At 71.8% G+C, this 16,971-nt stretch carries 13 protein-coding genes and 2 pseudogenes; 10 read left to right on the forward strand and 5 right to left on the reverse strand.

Translation table 11 applies throughout. From position 1 onward, the window contains the following. Positions 1-888 precede the first annotated feature (888 nt). Positions 889-3,843 (reverse strand): annotated as a pseudogene (uvrA, locus tag DFJ67_RS39835) (excinuclease ABC subunit UvrA); the annotation flags it as partial. A 244-nt stretch (positions 3,844-4,087) separates the two neighbouring features. On the opposite strand from uvrA, the gene DFJ67_RS39840 reads away from it, so the two are divergent. Further along, a complete protein-coding gene (locus DFJ67_RS39840) occupies positions 4,088-5,356 on the forward strand; it encodes a GGDEF domain-containing phosphodiesterase (RefSeq protein ID WP_170216172.1) in 1,269 nt (422 codons plus the stop codon). Here DFJ67_RS39840 and DFJ67_RS39845 read toward each other — a convergent pair. After that, the gene (locus DFJ67_RS39845) at positions 5,353-6,228 is read right to left on the reverse strand and encodes an oxidoreductase (protein WP_116074566.1); all 876 of its coding nucleotides are present in this window, start codon (positions 6,226-6,228) and stop codon (positions 5,353-5,355) included. The genes DFJ67_RS39840 and DFJ67_RS39845 overlap by 4 nt on opposite strands. Positions 6,229-6,330: 102 nt before the next feature. On the opposite strand from DFJ67_RS39845, the gene DFJ67_RS39850 reads away from it, so the two are divergent. The 9 genes and pseudogenes from DFJ67_RS39850 to ptsP all read left to right on the forward strand — a co-directional run bounded on the left by DFJ67_RS39850 (position 6,331) and on the right by ptsP (position 14,356). Beyond that, positions 6,331-7,158: a helix-turn-helix transcriptional regulator gene (locus DFJ67_RS39850; RefSeq protein WP_116074568.1), complete on the forward strand. Its 828-nt coding sequence runs from the start codon at positions 6,331-6,333 to the stop codon at positions 7,156-7,158. A gap of 118 nt (positions 7,159-7,276) precedes the next feature. Continuing rightward, a complete protein-coding gene (locus tag DFJ67_RS39855) occupies positions 7,277-8,038 on the forward strand; it encodes a DeoR/GlpR family DNA-binding transcription regulator (RefSeq protein ID WP_116074570.1) in 762 nt (253 codons plus the stop codon). Beyond that, positions 8,035-8,856 (forward strand): annotated as a pseudogene (locus DFJ67_RS44510) (1-phosphofructokinase family hexose kinase); the annotation flags it as partial. The gene DFJ67_RS39855 and the pseudogene DFJ67_RS44510, both read left to right, overlap by 4 nt. A gap of 473 nt (positions 8,857-9,329) precedes the next feature. Next, the gene (locus DFJ67_RS39870; protein WP_116074572.1) at positions 9,330-10,568 is read left to right on the forward strand and encodes a PTS transporter subunit EIIC; all 1,239 of its coding nucleotides are present in this window, start codon (positions 9,330-9,332) and stop codon (positions 10,566-10,568) included. 91 nt (positions 10,569-10,659) lie between these two features. Then, positions 10,660-10,968, forward strand: a complete 309-nt coding sequence (locus tag DFJ67_RS39875; RefSeq protein ID WP_116074574.1) for a PTS lactose transporter subunit IIB — start codon at positions 10,660-10,662, stop codon at positions 10,966-10,968. Continuing rightward, positions 10,961-11,413, forward strand: a complete 453-nt coding sequence (locus tag DFJ67_RS39880) for a PTS mannitol transporter subunit IIA (protein WP_116074576.1) — start codon at positions 10,961-10,963, stop codon at positions 11,411-11,413. Before DFJ67_RS39875 ends, DFJ67_RS39880 begins: the two co-directional genes overlap by 8 nt. Beyond that, positions 11,410-12,444 (forward strand): zinc-dependent dehydrogenase, encoded by a 1,035-nt coding sequence (locus DFJ67_RS39885; RefSeq protein WP_116074578.1) that lies wholly within the window; start codon positions 11,410-11,412, stop codon positions 12,442-12,444. Before DFJ67_RS39880 ends, DFJ67_RS39885 begins: the two co-directional genes overlap by 4 nt. A 12-nt stretch (positions 12,445-12,456) precedes the next feature. Further along, positions 12,457-12,732 carry an HPr family phosphocarrier protein gene (locus DFJ67_RS39890; protein WP_116074580.1) on the forward strand — a complete coding sequence of 92 codons (276 nt, stop codon included), beginning with the start codon at positions 12,457-12,459 and terminating at the stop codon, positions 12,730-12,732. Further along, on the forward strand, positions 12,725-14,356 hold the full coding sequence (gene ptsP, locus DFJ67_RS39895) for a phosphoenolpyruvate--protein phosphotransferase (protein ID WP_116074582.1): 1,632 nt from the start codon (positions 12,725-12,727) through the stop codon (positions 14,354-14,356). Before DFJ67_RS39890 ends, ptsP begins: the two co-directional genes overlap by 8 nt. A gap of 79 nt (positions 14,357-14,435) precedes the next feature. Here ptsP and DFJ67_RS39900 read toward each other — a convergent pair whose 3' ends face one another. From DFJ67_RS39900 to DFJ67_RS39910, 3 genes are all read right to left on the reverse strand, one after another. Beyond that, positions 14,436-15,032, reverse strand: coding sequence for a M50 family metallopeptidase (locus DFJ67_RS39900; RefSeq protein WP_116074584.1), 597 nt, complete (start codon positions 15,030-15,032; stop codon positions 14,436-14,438). Positions 15,033-15,200: 168 nt separating this feature from the next. After that, entirely contained in the window at positions 15,201-15,857 is a 657-nt protein-coding gene (locus DFJ67_RS39905; protein WP_203783825.1) for a response regulator transcription factor, read from the reverse strand. Then, positions 15,854-16,969 carry a sensor histidine kinase gene (locus DFJ67_RS39910; protein ID WP_116074586.1) on the reverse strand — a complete coding sequence of 372 codons (1,116 nt, stop codon included), beginning with the start codon at positions 16,967-16,969 and terminating at the stop codon, positions 15,854-15,856. Before DFJ67_RS39910 ends, DFJ67_RS39905 begins: the two co-directional genes overlap by 4 nt. Positions 16,970-16,971 lie beyond the last annotated feature (2 nt).

Consider the following 16,971-nt stretch of genomic DNA (forward strand, 5'->3'; position numbering starts at 1 on the left):
GAGGGACGGCTGGCGGCGGGGGTGTCCGTTCGCGCGTACATGTTTTGTCATGTAGCTACATGACAAAACATGTACGCCCCGACAAGCACCCACCCGGCCCGGGCCGTTGTCGGCGGCCGAGGCCGGCAGGTCAGCCGCGAGCCCGGGTGGCGGCCTTCGACGCCTCGCGGGCCTGGGGCGCGGTCTTCGCCGCCGGCTTCTCCTCGGCGCCAGCGGCCGAGGCCGGCAGGTCAGCCCCGAGCCCGGCTGGCGGCCTTCGACGCCTCGCGCGCCCGGGATGCGGTCCTCGCCACCGGCTACTCCTCGACGCCAGCGGCCGAGGCCAGCAGGTCAGCCCCGAGCCCGGACGGCGGGCTTCGACGCCCTACGCGCCCGGGATGCGGCCTTCGCCGCCGGCTACTCCTCGACGCCAGCCGCCGCGCCCGGCAGGTCAGCCGCCAGCCCGGGCGGCGGCCTTCGACGCCCTACGCGCCCGGGATGCGGCCTTCGCCGCCGGCGTCTCCTCCGCGCCTGCGGCCGGACGCCGGCACGTCAGCCGCGAGCCCGGGTGGCGGTCTTCGACGCCTTGCGGGCTTGGGGTGCGGTCTTCGCCGCCGGCTTCTCCTCGGCGCCTGCGGCCGCCTTAGACCGGGTGCCGCTCGATGTCGCCTTGGCCGTCGTGGCCTTGGCCGTCGTCGTCTTGGCCGCCGTCGTCGTCTTGGCCGCCGTCGTCGTCTTGGCCGCCGTCGTCGTCTTGGTCGCCGCCGGCTTGGTGGCCGGGGTCGCCTTCTTCGCTGGCGTTGCCTTGGCGGCCGCGGTGGTCTTGCGCGCCGGCGCGGCCTTCGCCGCCGCGAGCGTCTTCGCCCGCGTCGAACCCGCCCTGCCGTTGCCGGCGGCGGCTGGCTCGGGCTCGGCAACCGCGGCCTTGGCCGCCGCGGCCTTGGCGTTTCCGTTGGTCTTGCCGTTGCCGTTGGCCTTGGCCGCCCGGGCGAGTGCCTTGTCGGAGCCCTTCGGTGGGCCGGTCAGGCCGAGCGTGTGGCGCAGGAACTCGCCGGTCGCGCTCTCCGGGACCTCGGCGATCTCCTCCGGGGTGCCGGCCGCGATCAGTAGGCCGCCTCGGTGGCCGCCGGACGGGCCCATGTCGATGATCCAGTCGGCGGTCTTGATGACGTCGAGGTTGTGCTCGATGACGATGACCGTGTTGCCCTTGTCGACCAGGCTCTCCAGGACCTTGAGCAGCTTGCGGATGTCTTCGAAGTGCAGGCCCGTGGTGGGCTCGTCGAGGACGTAGACCGTGCGGCCGGTCGACCGCTTCTGTAGCTCGGACGCCAGCTTGACGCGCTGGGCCTCGCCGCCGGACAAGGTGGGTGCGGGCTGGCCCAGCCGGACGTAGCCCAGGCCGACGTCGACCAGCGTGCTGAGGTGGCGGTGGATCGCCGGGATCGCCTCGAAGAAGGTGGACGCCTCCTCGATCGGCATCTCCAGCACCTCGGAGATCGTGCGGCCCTTGTAGTGGACCTCGAGCGTCTCGCGGTTGTAGCGGGCGCCCTTGCAGACCTCGCACGGCACGTAGACGTCGGGGAGGAAGTTCATCTCGATCTTGATCGTGCCGTCGCCCGCGCAGTTTTCGCAGCGGCCGCCCTTGACGTTGAACGAGAAGCGGCCTGGGCCGTAGCCGCGGACCTTGGCCTCGGTGGTCTCCGCGAACAGCTTGCGGATGTTGTCGAAGACGCCCGTGTAGGTGGCCGGGTTGGAGCGCGGGGTGCGGCCGATCGGTGACTGGTCGACGCCGACGACCTTGTCGAGGTCGTCGAGGCCGGTGACCCGCAGGTGTCGGCCCGGCACCAGGCGCGCGCCGTTGAGCTGGTTGGCCAGCACCGTGTAGAGGATGTCGTTGACCAGGGTGGACTTGCCCGAGCCACTGACCCCGGTGACCGCGATGAACTGGCCGAGCGGGAACGGCACGGTCAGGTTCTTCAGGTTGTGCTCGCGGGCACCCTGCACGACCAGCTCGCGGCCCGGGGTCGCGGGCCGGCGGATCATCGGCGTCGGGATCTGCCGGCGGCCGGACAGGTAGGCGCCGGTGATCGACTCCTTGCTCTTCAGCAGGTCGTCGAAGGAGCCACTGTGGACGATCTCGCCGCCGTGCTCGCCCGCGCCCGGGCCGATGTCGACGACCCAGTCGGCGGTGCGGATGGTGTCTTCGTCGTGCTCGACCACGATCAGCGTGTTGCCCAGCCGGCGCAACCGGACCAGCGTCTCGATCAGCCGGTGGTTGTCGCGCTGGTGCAGGCCGATCGACGGCTCGTCGAGCACGTAGAGCACGCCGACCAGGCCGGAGCCGATCTGGGTGGCGAGCCGGATGCGCTGTGCCTCGCCGCCGGAGAGGGTGCCGGCCGGCCGGTCGAGCGAGAGGTAGTCGAGGCCCACGTCGACCAGGAACCGCAGCCGGGCGTTGATCTCTTTGAGCACCCGCTCGGCGATCAGCTTCTGCCGGTCGTTGAGCACCATGCCGCCGAGCAGGTCGGCGCAGTCGCCGACGGACATGCCGGTGACCTCGGCGATGTTCTTGCCGTCGATGGTGACCGCCAGCACCTCGGGCTTGAGCCGCGCGCCGCCGCAGACCGGGCACGGCACGTCGCGCATGTAGCCCTCGTATTTGTCGCGCGACCACTCGGACTCGGTGTCACCGTGGCGCCGCTCGATCCACTGGATCGCGCCCTCGAAGCCCGTGTAGTAGGAGCGCTCGCGACCGTATTTGTTGCGGTAGCGCACGTGCACCTGGTCGTTGGAGCCGTAGAGGATCGTCTTCTGCGCCCGGTTGGACAGCGCCCGCCACGGTGTGTCGAGGTCGAAGTGCTCGGCGTCGCCGAGGGCCTGGAGCAGCCGCAGGAAGTATTCGAGTGTCTGGTTGGTCGACCACGGCTGGATCGCGCCCTCGCGCAGGGTGCGCTCCGGGTCGGGGATCACCAGCTCGGGGTCGACCTCTTTCTTGGTGCCGATGCCCGTGCACTCCGGGCAGGCGCCGTAGGGCGAGTTGAACGAGAACACCCGGGGCTCGAGGTCTTCGATCGCGAGCGGGTGGTCGTTGGGGCAGGCCAGGTGCTCGGAGAAGACCCGCTCACGGGTCGGCGAGTCGTCGGGCTCGTCGACGAACTCGATCAGCACCACGCCGGCCGCCAGCCGCAGGGCGGTCTCGATCGAGTCGGTCATCCGCTGCTTGGCCGAAGCCTTCACCGCGAGCCGGTCGACGACCACCTCGATGGTGTGCTTCTCCTGCTTCTTGAGCTTGGGCGGCTCGGTCAGCGGGTGCACGACGCCGTCGACCCGGGCCCGCGCGAAGCCCTTGGACTGCAACTCGGCGAAGAGGTCGACATATTCGCCCTTGCGACCGCGGACCACAGGGGCGAGCACCTGGAAGCGGGTGCCCTCGGGCATGCTCAGCACCCGGTCGACGATCTGCTGCGGGCTCTGCCGGGCGATCGGCTCACCACAGACCGGACAGTGCGGCTCGCCGACGCGGGCGTAGAGCAGCCGCAGGTAGTCATAGACCTCGGTGATCGTGCCGACCGTCGAGCGCGGGTTGCGCGAGGTCGACTTCTGGTCGATCGACACCGCCGGGCTCAGGCCCTCGATGAAGTCGACGTCGGGCTTGTCCATCTGGCCGAGGAACTGCCGCGCGTACGAAGAAAGTGACTCTACGTAACGACGCTGGCCCTCTGCGAAGATCGTGTCGAACGCGAGACTCGACTTGCCGGAGCCCGACAACCCAGTGAAGACGATCATGGCGTCACGGGGCAAATCCAGGTTGACGTCGCGCAGGTTGTGCTCCCGCGCACCGCGGACGATCAGTCGGTCGGCCACTGCCCAGCCCACTCCTGACATGATGGAAGACCTGCAGAATCTCTGCCTCGGCAACTCTAGCCGCGGGGTATGACAAGTTTTGGGCCCGGCGCATTCCCCCAAACAGGGGAGATGTTGGATGCGGGTGATTTCGGTCATTCCGGGTACGCGATTTGCCCGACCTATCCCGTACCGTTGGGCGTCCGGCCATCACAAGTGCGCCGGGATCGTCGGCTGGGGCGGTCCCGCGTGCTCAGGGGGAAATGTGACAGCGGACCTGACGACGTGCGTGCCTGCCGGCACTTTCGTCGAGCCGGCTACTCTGTGTGATCACGTCGCTACGCTGGCCCGCGAGCGACGGACCGGTTTCGCCGTCGCCCGCCTCGGCATCTACGACTATCGCGAGATCCGCAGCTCGCTCGGCCCCGCTGTGGCCACCGAACTGCTCGACCGGATCAGCGCCCGGATCGCCGACTGCCTCGACGAGCGCGACGCGGTCTCGGTGCTCCCCGACGGCGACCTGCTCATCGTCCTCGACCACACCGACCACCTCGACCAGCGCCTACGCGAACTCGTTGCCCGCGGCAGCGGCTGGACCTCAGCGGTATACGGGCAGCTCAGCGCCGGCGCCGCCGCGGCCCGCCCGGGCGAAGACGGCGAGACCGTGCTGTCCCGGGCCAGCCTCGCCCTCGAGGAAGCCAGCCGGCGCGCGCCCGGCGCCGTCACCGTATGTAGCTCCCCCATGATGGCCACCGCGCAGCAGCGGGTCTCCCTCGACATCGACCTGCGCCGAGCCGTGGAGGCCGACCGGCTCACCGTGCACTACCAGCCGGTGGTGGCGCTCGACGGCGGCCGGATCGTCGGCTACGAGGCCCTCGCCCGCTGGCCCGACCAGGAGCGCGGCTGGGTCTCGCCGGACGCCTTCATCCCGGCCGCCGAACGCAACGGCCTGATCAGCGACATCGGCCTGCGGGTGCTCCGGCAGGCCCTGCGCGACAAGCGGCGCTACGGCGGCAGCTTCGACACCTGGCTGTCGGTCAACGTGAGCGTCGTCCAGCTCGACGACGACACGTTCGCCGACCAGGTGCTGCGCGCGATGGCCGACGAGGGCATGAGTGGGGAGCAGCTGCGGATCGAGGTCACCGAGTCGGCCCTGCTCGCCTCGGCCCGGTCCCGCGCCCAGCTGATCGAGCTGCGCCGGGCCGGCATCAGGGTGCTCGTCGACGACTTCGGCACCGGCTTCTCGTCGCTGGCCAGCGTGCGGCGGCTGCCGATCGACGGCATAAAGATCTCCCGCGAACTGCTCCACGACGAAGAGCCAGGACTGCCAGACCCCACCGTCGTACGCGCGGTCCGCCTGCTCGCGGCCGGCGCCGGGGTCACCGACATCATCGCCGAGGGCGTGGAGAGCGCCCTCGAGGTGCGCACCCTCGCCGCCCTCGGCATGCCCTACGCGCAGGGCTTCCACCTGGGTCGCCCGGCACCGGCCTCGCGCGCCCTGCGCTGGCCGCTCGCCCCGGCCAGCGTCAACTAGCCCTCCGCGGCGAACCCGTCCAGCTCGGCGACCGCGTCGGCCGGAAGCACCAGGTCGGCCGCGGCCAGGTTGTCGCGCAGGTGCGCCACCGACGAGGTGCCGGGGATCAGCGCCATCGTCGGCGACCGCTGGAGCAGCCAGGCCAGCGCGACCTGCTGCGACGTGGCGCCCAGCCGGCCGGCCACGTAGTGCAGGGTGGTCGACTGGAGCGGCGAGAAGCCGCCCAGCGGGAAATATCCGAGGAACGCGATGTTCTCCGCGGCGACCGTGTCGACCAGTGCGTCGTCTGACCGCTTCGCGAGGTTGTAGAGGTTCTGCACCGCAACGACCGGCGCGATCGACTGCGCCTCGCGGAGTTGGCCGATCGTGACGCCGCTGAGCCCGAGGTGCCGGATCAGGCCCTGCGCGCGCAACTCGGCCAGGGCGCCGAACGGCGCGGCCAGCGGATCGTCGCGGGTCTCCTCGACGCCGCCGACCCGCAGATTGACCAGGTCGAGCGCGTCGACGCCAAGGTTGCGCAGATTGTCGTACACCTGAGCCTTGAGATCTTCGGGGTGCAGCGACTGCATCCAGGCGCCGTTCGGAAGGCGGCGCGACCCCACCTTGGTGGCGATAACCAGATTGTCCGGGTACGGGTGCAGAGCTTCGCGGATCAGCCGGTTGACCACTACGGGTCCGTAATAGTCACTCGTGTCGATGTGGGTGACGCCGCGGTCGACCGCCTCCCGCAGCACGGCGAGGGCCTCGTCGTGGTCGCGCGGCGGGCCGAACGCCTGCGGTCCGGCCAGTTGCATCGCGCCGTAGCCCATGCGGGTGATGGTGAGTCCGTCAGCGAGGCGCAGCACGCCTCCGGAGATCGATGTCGTCGTCATGTCTCCACCGTGCGCCCGACCCGGCCGGCCAGGCAGAGTCCCGCTGTTCCTGGGTGTGCGGGGACCACCCGCGGCGCGCCGGGTCCGCCTATCGTCGGTTTTGTGGAGACCCGCAACGCGCTCGGTGAGTTCCTGCGCGCCCACCGCGAGCAGATCACGCCCGAGGAGGTCGGCCTGGGCAAGGGCGTCGGCGTGCGGCGGGTGCCCGGCCTGCGCCGCGAGGAGGTCGCGATGCTCGCGGGCATCAGCTCCGACTACTACCTGCGGCTGGAGCAGGGGCGCGACCGGCGTCCGTCGGTGCAGGTGCTCGACGCGCTGGCCCGGGTGCTGCGGCTGGACGCCGACGCGACGGCGTACATGATCAGTCTCAGTCAGCCCTCCTCCCGCACCGCCACGCGCCCGGCGGCCACCGCGACCACCGTCCCGGAGAGCGTGCGGCACCTGCTCGACGAGCTGATCTCGCCCGCGATCGTGCAGACCCGCTGGCTCGACGTGCTGGCCGCCAACCGGATGGCGCTCGCGCTGTCGCCCAACCTCGCACCCGGCACCAACCGGCTGCGCGCGGCGTTCCTCGACCCGGCCGAGCGCGCGTTCCACCGCGACTGGCCGGAAGCGGTCGCCCGCGCGGTCGCCGGCCTGCGTGCCGACGCGATCGGGCACGGCGACGACCCGCAACTGGCCACATTGGTCGGTGAGCTGTCGCTCAAGAGCGAGGAGTTCCGGCAGCTCTGGGCGCGACACGACGTGCGCCGACCGGAGGGCCGGTTCAGCCTGATGCGCCATCCCGAGGTGGGCGACCTCGACCTGTTCGGCGACAAGCTGACCATCGGCGGCACCGACGGGCTGGTGCTCAACGTCTACCACGCCGAGCCCGGCAGCGAGTCGGCCCGCTCGCTCGCACTGCTCGGCTCGCTCGCCGCGTCCACTTAGCCCCGTTCGCTTCCGCTGCCCCGGCCCGTACCCCAGGTCGGGGCATTTCCATGTCTTGACTTCCCACATAGTCAAGCGTAAACAGAAGCGAAACAAAATGATGCGGAGGCAAAGCAACATGTACGCGGAGGAGCGGCAAGAGGAGATCCTGCGGGTCGCCCGGGCACAGGGGCGGGTCGACGTGACCGCGCTGGCCGACGACTTCCGGGTCACCGCCGAGACCATCCGCCGCGACCTGACCGTCCTGGAGCGGGCCGGCGTGCTCCGCCGGGTGCACGGCGGCGCGATCCCGGTCGAGCGGATCGGTTTCGAGCCGGCGCTGGCGGCCCGCGACTCGGTGCTGATCACCGAGAAGGAGCGGATCGCCAAGGCGGCCCTGGCCGAGTTGCCCGACGAGGGTGCGGTGATCCTCGACGCCGGCAGCACCACGGCCCGGCTGGCGCAGGCGCTGCCCGCCGACCGCGAGCTGTTCGTCGTGGTCAACTCGCCGGTCCTGGCCACCGTGCTCGGCACCCGGGCCAACCTCACGGTGCTGCTGCTCGGCGGGCGGGTCCGGGGCAAGACGCTGGCCACCGTCGACGACTGGGCGCTGCGCCCGCTCGCCGACATGTATGTCGACGTCGCGTTCATGGGCACCAACGGCTGCTCGGTCGAACGCGGACTGACCACACCGGACCCGGCCGAGGCGACGGTCAAGCGGGCGATGATCGCCGCGGCCCGCCGGGTGGTCCTGCTCGCCGACCACACGAAGATCGGAAACGACTACCTGGCCCGGTTCGGCGCGCTTGACGACCTCGACGTGCTGATCACCGACACCGGCGTCGACGCCGAGTTGGCGGGCGACGTCGAGGCCGCCGGGGTGAGGGTGGTCCGCGCATGATCGTCACCGTCACACTCAACCCGAGCCTCGACCGGGCGATCGAGATCGACGGCCTGGCCCGGGGTGACGTGATCCGCGCCCGCTCGGGCCATCTCGACCCGGGCGGCAAGGGCGTCAACGTCTCCCGGGCGCTGCTCGCCAACGGCGTCGCGTCCCGGGCGGTGCTGCCGTGCGGCGGCGACGAGGGCGGCCAACTCGTCCGCCTGCTCGCGGCCGAGGGCGTCGACCTGGTCGCCGTGCCGATCGGCGGCCGCACCCGCTCCAACATCACCCTGGCCGAGCCCGACGGCACGGTCACCAAGGTCAACGAACCCGGTCCGACCCTGTCGGCGGTCGAGTTCGACGCGGTGACCGGCCAGGCCCTGGCCGCGGCGGGCAGCGCCGGCTGGGTGGTGGTCTGCGGCAGCCTGCCACCGGGCGTCACGACCGAGGCGTTCGGCCGGCTCTGCCGGCGCATCGTGGCGGCCGGCGTCAAGCTGGCCGTCGACACCAGCGGCCCGGCGCTGCGGGCAGCCGCCGAGGCCGGCGCACACCTGGTCAAGCCCAACCGCGAAGAACTGTCCGAAGTGGTCGGCGGCGGGCTCACCGCCCGCACCGACGTGGTCGAGGCCGCCAACCGGGTCCGCACGTGGGGCGCCGGCGCCGTCCTCGCCAGCCTCGGCGCCGACGGCGCCATCCTGGTCACCGCCGACACCGTCGTCAGCGGCACCGCACCCGTCACCCACCCCCGCAGCTCCGTAGGCGCCGGCGACGCCCTGCTCGCGGGCTTCCTGGCCGCATTGACCCGGTCCGGCCTCGCCCGGACCGCGAATCTGAGCGGCACCACGAACCAGGCACCAACCAAACCTGGTGCCATCCGCGGCCAGACCGCTACCACCGGCCAAACCGGCACAGCCGGACGCAACGGCGAAGCCGGCATGACCGGCCCCGGCCCAACCGGCACAGCCGAAACCAACGGCGAAGCCAGCGTGGCCCGGTCCAGCCCAGCCGGCGGAGCCGGAGACAGCGGCGACGCCGGCACGGCCGGAACCTCAGGCCCAGCCGGCACAGCCGGCGACAGCGGCGGTGACGGCCGGTCCGAGAGTTGGCGGGCCGAGTTGGTCGCGGCGTTGGCCGAAGGGCTGGCGTGGGGTGCGGCGGCGGTGAGCCTGCCGGGCAGCCGTATGCCGGGCCCGTCCGACCTGCGGCGGGACGCCGTCGTGATCCATCCCGATTCCGATTCCGATCTCGTCCGGAGCCTGGCTCAGCCCGGCTGACGGATGCCCTCCCCCACCCCCGAAGGGAGCGTTCGGTGACAACGACCGAGGAAACCAGCTACACGCCTCCGGTGCAGGGCACCGGATTCCGCGCCACCGTGCAGCGGTTCGGTGGCAACCTGGCCGCGATGGTGATGCCCAACATCGGCGCGTTCATCGCCTGGGGCCTCATCACCGCGCTGTTCATCCCGACCGGCTGGATACCCAACGAAGACTTCGGGCAGCTCGTCAACCCGATGATCTTCTTCCTGCTGCCGATCCTGATCGGTTACACCGGCGGCCGGCTCGTGCACGGGCAGCGCGGTGCCGTGGTCGGCGCCGTCGCGACCGTGGGCATCGCGGTCGGTGCCGGCGCCGTGATGGGCACCGAACTCAACAACGCGTCGCCGATGTTCCTCGGCGCGATGATCATCGGGCCGGCGACCGCCTGGTTGCTCAAGCAGTTCGACGCGCTGGTCGAAGACCGCATCCGGCCCGGTTTCGAGATGCTGGTCAACAACTTCTCCGCCGGCATCATCGGCGGCGGCATGGCGCTCATCGGCGCCTGGGCGATAGGCCCCGTCATGCGGACCGTCACCAACACGGCCGGCGACTGGGTGAGCTGGCTGGTCGACCGCAACCTGCTGCCGCTGGCATCGGTGCTGGTCGAACCGGCCAAGGTGCTGTTCCTCAACAACGCCATCAACCACGGCGTGTTCGGCCCGCTCGGTGTCGCTGAGGCCGCGGAGACCGGCAAGTCCGTCCTGTTCATGATCGAGTCCAACCCGGGGCCCGGCCTCGGCCTGCTCCTGGCGTTCTTCTTCTTCGGACCGCGCAATCTGCGCGCCAGCACCCCGGCCGCCATGATCATCCAGTTCCTCGGCGGCATCCACGAGATCTACTTCCCCTACGTGCTGATGAAGCCCCGCCTGGTCATCGCGATGATCGCTGGTGGCGCGGCCGGCGTCGGCACCTTCATGATCACCGGCGCCGGGCTGACCGCGACGCCGTCGCCGGGCAGCATCTTCGCCTACTTCGCGGTCACGCCGCGGGGCGGCTACATCCCGATGATCCTCGGCGTGGTGATCGCGGCCGGCGTGACGTTCGCGGTCGCCGCGGCCCTGCTCGGCTTCGGTCGCCTCGAACCCAAGGAAAACCCGCTGGCCGCCGACGGCGACGCCGCCGTCATCGCGCCCGACGCCGACCCCCAGCCCGGCACCCAGCCGGAGCCCGCCCGCGAGCGCGAGCCCGCGGTCGCCGGCAGCGTCCCCGAGCAACGCACCGCCAACCCCTGAACCCGGCACCGCGTTAGGAAGGGGCCCTTCCTATGCAGAAAGCGTTGACAAGGGGCCCTTCCTTAACCCCCACCCCCGAAAGGTTGACGACATGGCCACCATCAAGGGCAGCGACATCCACAAGGTCGTCGTGGCCTGCGACGCCGGTATGGGCAGCAGCGTCATGCTCGCCAGCCAGCTCCGGCGGCAGCTCAAGAAGCACCAGGTCACCGTCGAGCACACCCCGGTCAACTCGATCCCGGCCGACGCCGACGTGGTGGTCTGCCACGCCGGCCTGGCCAGCCGCGCCCGGGGCAGCGCGCCCGACAAGGTCATCGTGCCGGTGCAGGTGTTCATCGGCGACCCGGCCATCACCAAGCTGGTGAAGGTCGTCGAGTCCGGCGGCGAGCTCAATGGCTGAGGGGCTCGGCGCGCTGCTCGACCCGCGGGCCATCCGGCTCACCGAGGTCGCGGCCGACCGCGACGCCGCCATCCGCCGCTGCGGCGAGGTGCTGGTCGACGTCGGCGCGGTCGCACCGGCGTACGTCGACGCGATGCTGGCCCGCGAGCAGTCGATCTCCACCTACGTCGGCGAGGGTGTGGCCATCCCGCACGGCACCCTCGCCGGCAAGGAGACCGTGCTGCGCGACGCGCTGGCGGTCGTGCGCTTCCCCGACGGCGTCGACTGGGGCGGCCAGCCGGTCGCCGTCTGCGTCGCCATCGCGGCCCGCGGCGACGGGCACGTCGAGGTGCTCGGCGAGCTCGCCCAGATCCTGCTCGACCCCGACCGGGCCGCGGCGCTGCGCGCGGCCACCGACAGTGCGACGGTCTACGACCTGTTGACCCCGATCGAGGAGACCGCATGAAGGTCGTGCGCTTCCACGCGCCCGGCGACGTTCGCGTCGAAGACGCTCCCGAACCCACCCGCACCGGCGGCGACGTGTTGATCCGGGTGCACAACTGCTCCACCTGCGGCACCGACGTGAAGATCTTCAAGTTCGGGCACCACCACATCCGGCCGCCCCGGGTGATGGGCCACGAGATCGCCGGCGAGGTCGTCGACGGCGGCGACACGGGCTGGCGCGCGGGCGACCGCGTCCAGGTGATCGCCGCCATCCCCTGTGGACAGTGCGGCGAGTGCCGGCGCGGCCGGATGACGGTCTGCCCCAACCAGGAGTCGATGGGCTACCACTACGACGGCGGTTTCGCGGAACTGATGCTCGTACCCGCGAAGGTCCTCGCCGTCGACGGCCTGAACAAGATCCCGGACGGCATCGGGTACGCCGAAGCGTCCGTCGCCGAACCTCTCGCCTGCGTGCTCAACGGGCAGAACCTGGCCCGGGTCGGCGAAGGTGACGACGTGGTCGTGATGGGCGCCGGCCCGATCGGCTGCCTGCACGTGCGGCTGGCCCGGGCCAGGGGCGCACAGCGGGTGTTCCTGGTCGACCTCAACCCCGACCGGCTCGCGTTGTCGGCCGACCGGGTCCAGCCGGACGCCGCGATCTGCGGCGCCAACACCGACGTGGTCGACGAGGTGCGCAAGCTCACCGACGGCCGTGGTGCCGACGTGGTGATCACCGCCGCGGCGGCGAAGGCGGCGCAGGAGCAGGCGTTCGCCCTCGCCGCGCGGCAGGCCCGGATCAGCTTCTTCGGCGGCCTGCCCAAGGACGATCCGGTGATCCGGGTCGACAGCAACGTCGTGCACTACCAGGAGCTGACCATCGTCGGCGCCAACGGCTCCAGCCCGGCACACAACAAGCAGGCGCTCGAGCTGATCGCCTCGGGCGCGGTGCCGGTCGCCGACCTGATCACTCACCGGCTGCCCGTGACGGCGGCGCTGGACGCCTTCGACATCGTCGCGCGTGGCGCCGCCATCAAGGTCACCATCGAGCCCTGAGGGGGTTGACCCATGCCGTCCCGCACCGTGACCGTCGGCTCGACCAGCGGCCTGCACGCCCGCCCGGCGGCCCTGTTCGTCGCCGCGGCCACCGCCGCCCCGCTGCCCGTGAAGATCAACGTCGAGGGCCGCAAACCCGTACCCGCCAACAGCATGCTCTCGGTCCTGTCCCTCGGCGCCAAGTGCGGCACCGCCGTCACCATCACGGCCGAGGGCGACGGCGCCGACACGGTGCTCGACGACCTGGCCGCGCTGCTGGCCCGCGACCTCGACGCGTCCGATGGCTGAGCCACTGCACGGGATCGGCGTCTCCCCCGGCTTCGCGGCGGGCCCGGTCTGCCGCGCCGGCGCCGCGCCGCAGTTGCCCTCACCGCGAGCGGTGTCCGATGTCGACGCCGAGCTGGCGCTGGCCGCCGACGCGTTGCGCGCCGTGGCCGCCGAACTGGCCCGCCGCGCGGAGGCGACGCCCGACGCCACCGCCGCCGAGATCCTGCGCGCCCAGGTGATGATGGCCGAGGACCCGGTGCTCGACGAGGCGGTGGCCGACGCGATCCGGGCCGGTTCCGACGCACCGCACGCGATCGACGCCGCGTTCGCCGTGCACCGGCAGGCCTTCCTGGAGGCCGGCGGCTACCTCGCCGAGCGGGTGGCCGACCTCGACGACCTGCGCGACCGCGCGGTGGCCGTGTCGAGCGGCGCACCGATGCCCGGCATCCCGTCGCCGGGCCACCCGTTCGTGCTGGTCGCGACCGACCTGGCCCCGGCCGACACGGCGGGCCTCGACCCCGAGCAGGTGCTCGCGCTGGTGACGGTGGCCGGCGGCCCGACCAGCCACACCGCGATCCTGGCCCGCTCACTGGGCATCCCGGCCGTGGTGCGGTGCGCGGAGGCGGCCAACCTTTCCGACGGGGTGGTCGTCGCCGTCGACGGCACCGCCGGCGCCGTGCGGGTCGGTGTCGACGAGGCCACTGTCGCCGACACCCGCCGCCGCGAGCAGGAACGCCGGGCCCGGGCGGCCGCGTCGACCGGCCCCGGCCGCACCGCCGACGGCTGGGCGGTCGAGTTGCTCGCCAATGTGGGCTCCGCCGCCGATCTGGTGACCGGCGCCGAGGGCGTCGGCCTGTTCCGCACGGAGTTGCTCTACCTCGACCGGGAGAAGGCACCCGGCCACGACGAGCAGGTGGAGGCTTACGCGGCGGTCTTCGCCGCCCTGGGCGGCCGCAAGGTCGTGGTTCGCACGCTGGACGCCGGCGCCGACAAGCCACTCCCCTTCCTCGACCAGGCCGGCGAACCCAACCCGGCGCTGGGCGTCCGCGGCGTCCGCCTGGCCCGCCGCGACCCGGCCCTGCTCGACGGTCAGTTGTCGGCGATCGCCGCGGCGGCCGCCCGCACCGGCGCGACCGCCTGGGTGATGGCACCGATGATCGCGACCCCGGCCGAGGCCCGCGACTTCGTGGCCCGAGCCCGCGCCGCCGGCCTGGCGTCGGCGGGGGTGATGGTCGAGGTCCCGGCCGCCGCGCTGCGGATCCGCGCGTTGCTGCGCGAGGTCGACTTCGTCAGCATCGGCACCAACGACCTGAGCCAGTACGCGTTCGCGGCCGACCGCATGTGCGGGGAGCTGGCGGAGCTCCTCGACCCGTGGCAGCCGGCGTTGCTCGACCTGGTGGCGGCCTGCGCCCGCGCGGGCCGTGCGGCCGGGAAGCCGGTCGGCATCTGCGGCGAGGCGGCGGCCGATCCGGGGCTGGCGCCGGTCTTCGCCGGTCTGGGCATCAGCAGCCTGTCGATGCCGGCACGGGCGATCCCGGCGGTCCGCGACGCGCTGGCCGCACACACGCGGGCGGATTGCGAGCGCCTGGCCACGGCAGTGCTGGCGGCCGAAGACCCCCTGACGGCCCGCGCGGCGGCCACCTGACGGCGGCGTTACCGAAGGTGCGTGCCGATCGGGGGATCGATCACGCCGGCCAGGACCCCACCCCCGTAGACCAGTGCGGCTATGGTCGCCAGCCACCACAGACCACCCAGATGCCGCGCGGCAACTTCGTGAGCTCTCGCAACGAGTTGGCGTCGCCGGACCACCCGACACTCTTCACGTTGGTCTCGACAGTGTGGACGAAGCCGCCGAGCAACAGAAACCACGTCCAGGTGTAGACGAACACCTGCCGTGTGGTCGGTGAGCCCTTGAGTGCGACCAGGACGAACAGGGACCCGGCCACGAGGATGACCAGCCGGCCGAAGAGATTTCTGACCCGCAGGAGGACGACTGCCATCATCACCACGGTCACCCAGAGGATGGCGCTCGGATCCAGGCCGTTGGACAGCGCTGTCGCGCTGCTGATACCGAAGACGGATGGGCCGACATAGCCGACGAGGGCCGTGAGAAACGGGCTCGCACCAATGGTTTCGGTTTCTCCGCTGCCATTGGGTCGCATCCGCACGGACACGACCTTGCCCCCGGTTGCCGACCCGGCGATCGCGTGTGAGCCCTCGTGGGCCATGGTGATCAAATGCTTGGTCGCCGGCCAGAAGAGCGAACACAGCAGGCCAAGGAAGAGTGTCAGGACAACGAACGTAGTCGATGGCTGGCCCATTTGGGCAGCATAGGACGCGATTGAACCCCGTCAACGGGTTACGGAAGGTCGTCCTCGGGTGGCACGCCGAGCCAGCCCGCGAGGTCACGGCCGAGGAACGCGGCACGGTCACCCGCGACGTGTCGCGCGGCTCGACGGCAATGGCAGAGCTCCGGCGGAGTAACGATGTCAGCGCGGCTCGGGTGTGACCAGGCCGTGGTCGAAGGCGAAGACGATCGCGGCCGCCCGGTCGCGTAGGTGCAGCTTGGCGAAGACGCGGCCGATGTGCGTCTTGATGGTTCCCTCGCCGACCACGAGCGCGGCCGCGATCTCGCCGTTGGTCAGCCCCCGGCCGATCAGGGTGAGGATCTCGCGCTCCCGGGGCGTGAGGGCGCTGACCGCCGCCTCCGCCCGGACCGTAGGCGGCGTCCGGCGATAAGCGGACAGCACCCGTCCGGTAACGAGCGGGTCGAGCCAGGCGCCGCCGTCGGCGACCGCGCGCACGGCCCGCTGGAGATCGTCTGCCGGAACGCCCTTGAGCAGGAAGCCGGACGCGCCGGCGTGCAGCGCGCCCGCGAGGGCCTCGTCGTCGTCGAACGTGGTCAGCATGAGGACCGGTGGCGCGTTGTCGGACCGGCGCAACGCGGCGGTCGCAGCGACTCCGTCGACGACCGGCATCCGCACGTCCATCAGGACGATGTCGGGTTTGAGCCGGGCCACGGCCGCCGGCACGTCACGCCCGTCGGCACACTCGCCGACGATCTCGAACCCGAATCGGGTACGCAGGATGCCGCGCAACCCGGCCCGGATGAGCTCCTGGTCGTCGACCAGCAGGACGCGGATCACGGGTGCGTCCCGGGTCGCAGGGGAAGCTCGGCCCGGACCTGCCAGCCGCCGTCGACCGGCCCGGCGACGCAGGTGCCGCCGAGCATCTGGGCTCGTTCCCGCATGCTCAGCAGCCCGGAGCCCGCGCCGACGACGCTTCCGCCCACCCCCGCAGTGTCCACGACCAGCACGGCGCCCGTCGAGGTGACGGCCAGGAGAGCCGCGGTCCGCGCCGCGGGTGCATGGCGGGCCGCGTTGGTCAGCGACTCCTGGAGGATCCGGTAGAGGGCGAGCCCGAGGGTGTTGGGCAGCACGGACACGTCGCCGTCGGTGGTGAGGGCGACGTCGGCACCTGCCCGGCGGAACTGGTCGACGAGCGTGCTGAGCTGGGCCGCGCCGGGTAGGGGCGCCATCGTGCCGGCCTCGTCGTGGCGGAGCAGGCCGACGACCTGGCGCACCTCGGTGAGGCACTGGCGGCCGAGGCGCTCGGCTTCCCGCATCGCGCGGTCGGCTTCCACGGGGTCCTCGTCGAGCGCCAGCCGCGCACTCGAGACGTGCAACAGCGAGATGGTCAGCGAGTGGGCGATCACGTCGTGCAGTTCGCGGGCGATGCGGTCACGTTCCTCGGCGCGTACGCGGTCGGCCAGCCCTTCCTGCGCGATCCGCAGGCGCTTGACCAGGTCCCGCTCCCGCCGCGCGAGCAGACAGCCGAACGCGGAGAAGGTGGTGCCGGCGATCCACGCCCCCCAGCCGGCGTCGCCGACCGTGACAGCCCACTCGACGGCGAGCGTGCCGACGGTGGCCGCCCAGAGCGCGACCGTCGCGCGGGTCGTTCCGACGAGCGCGCACCAGCCGACGAGAACGCACAGCCCGAACCAGCCGACCTTCGACGGGGTGCCGTTGCCGAGCACCACCACTCCAGCCCCCGAGACGACGAAGAAGGCCAGCAGGCCGCGCCGGCCCTCGGCGATCAGCAGGGCCGCGGCGACGGTCACCGCCAGGGCGCACCCGGTCACGAGCGGGCTCTGGCGCACCGGCTGGACGGCGGCGGCCAGCGCGAACAGCGTCACGACGGCCCGCGCCGCCCACCGCACGAGGTGGGTGGGCGGCAGGTGGCGTACCAATGCGGTCATCT

It is taken from the genome of Asanoa ferruginea, assembly GCF_003387075.1.
Taxonomy (GTDB): domain Bacteria; phylum Actinomycetota; class Actinomycetes; order Mycobacteriales; family Micromonosporaceae; genus Asanoa; species Asanoa ferruginea.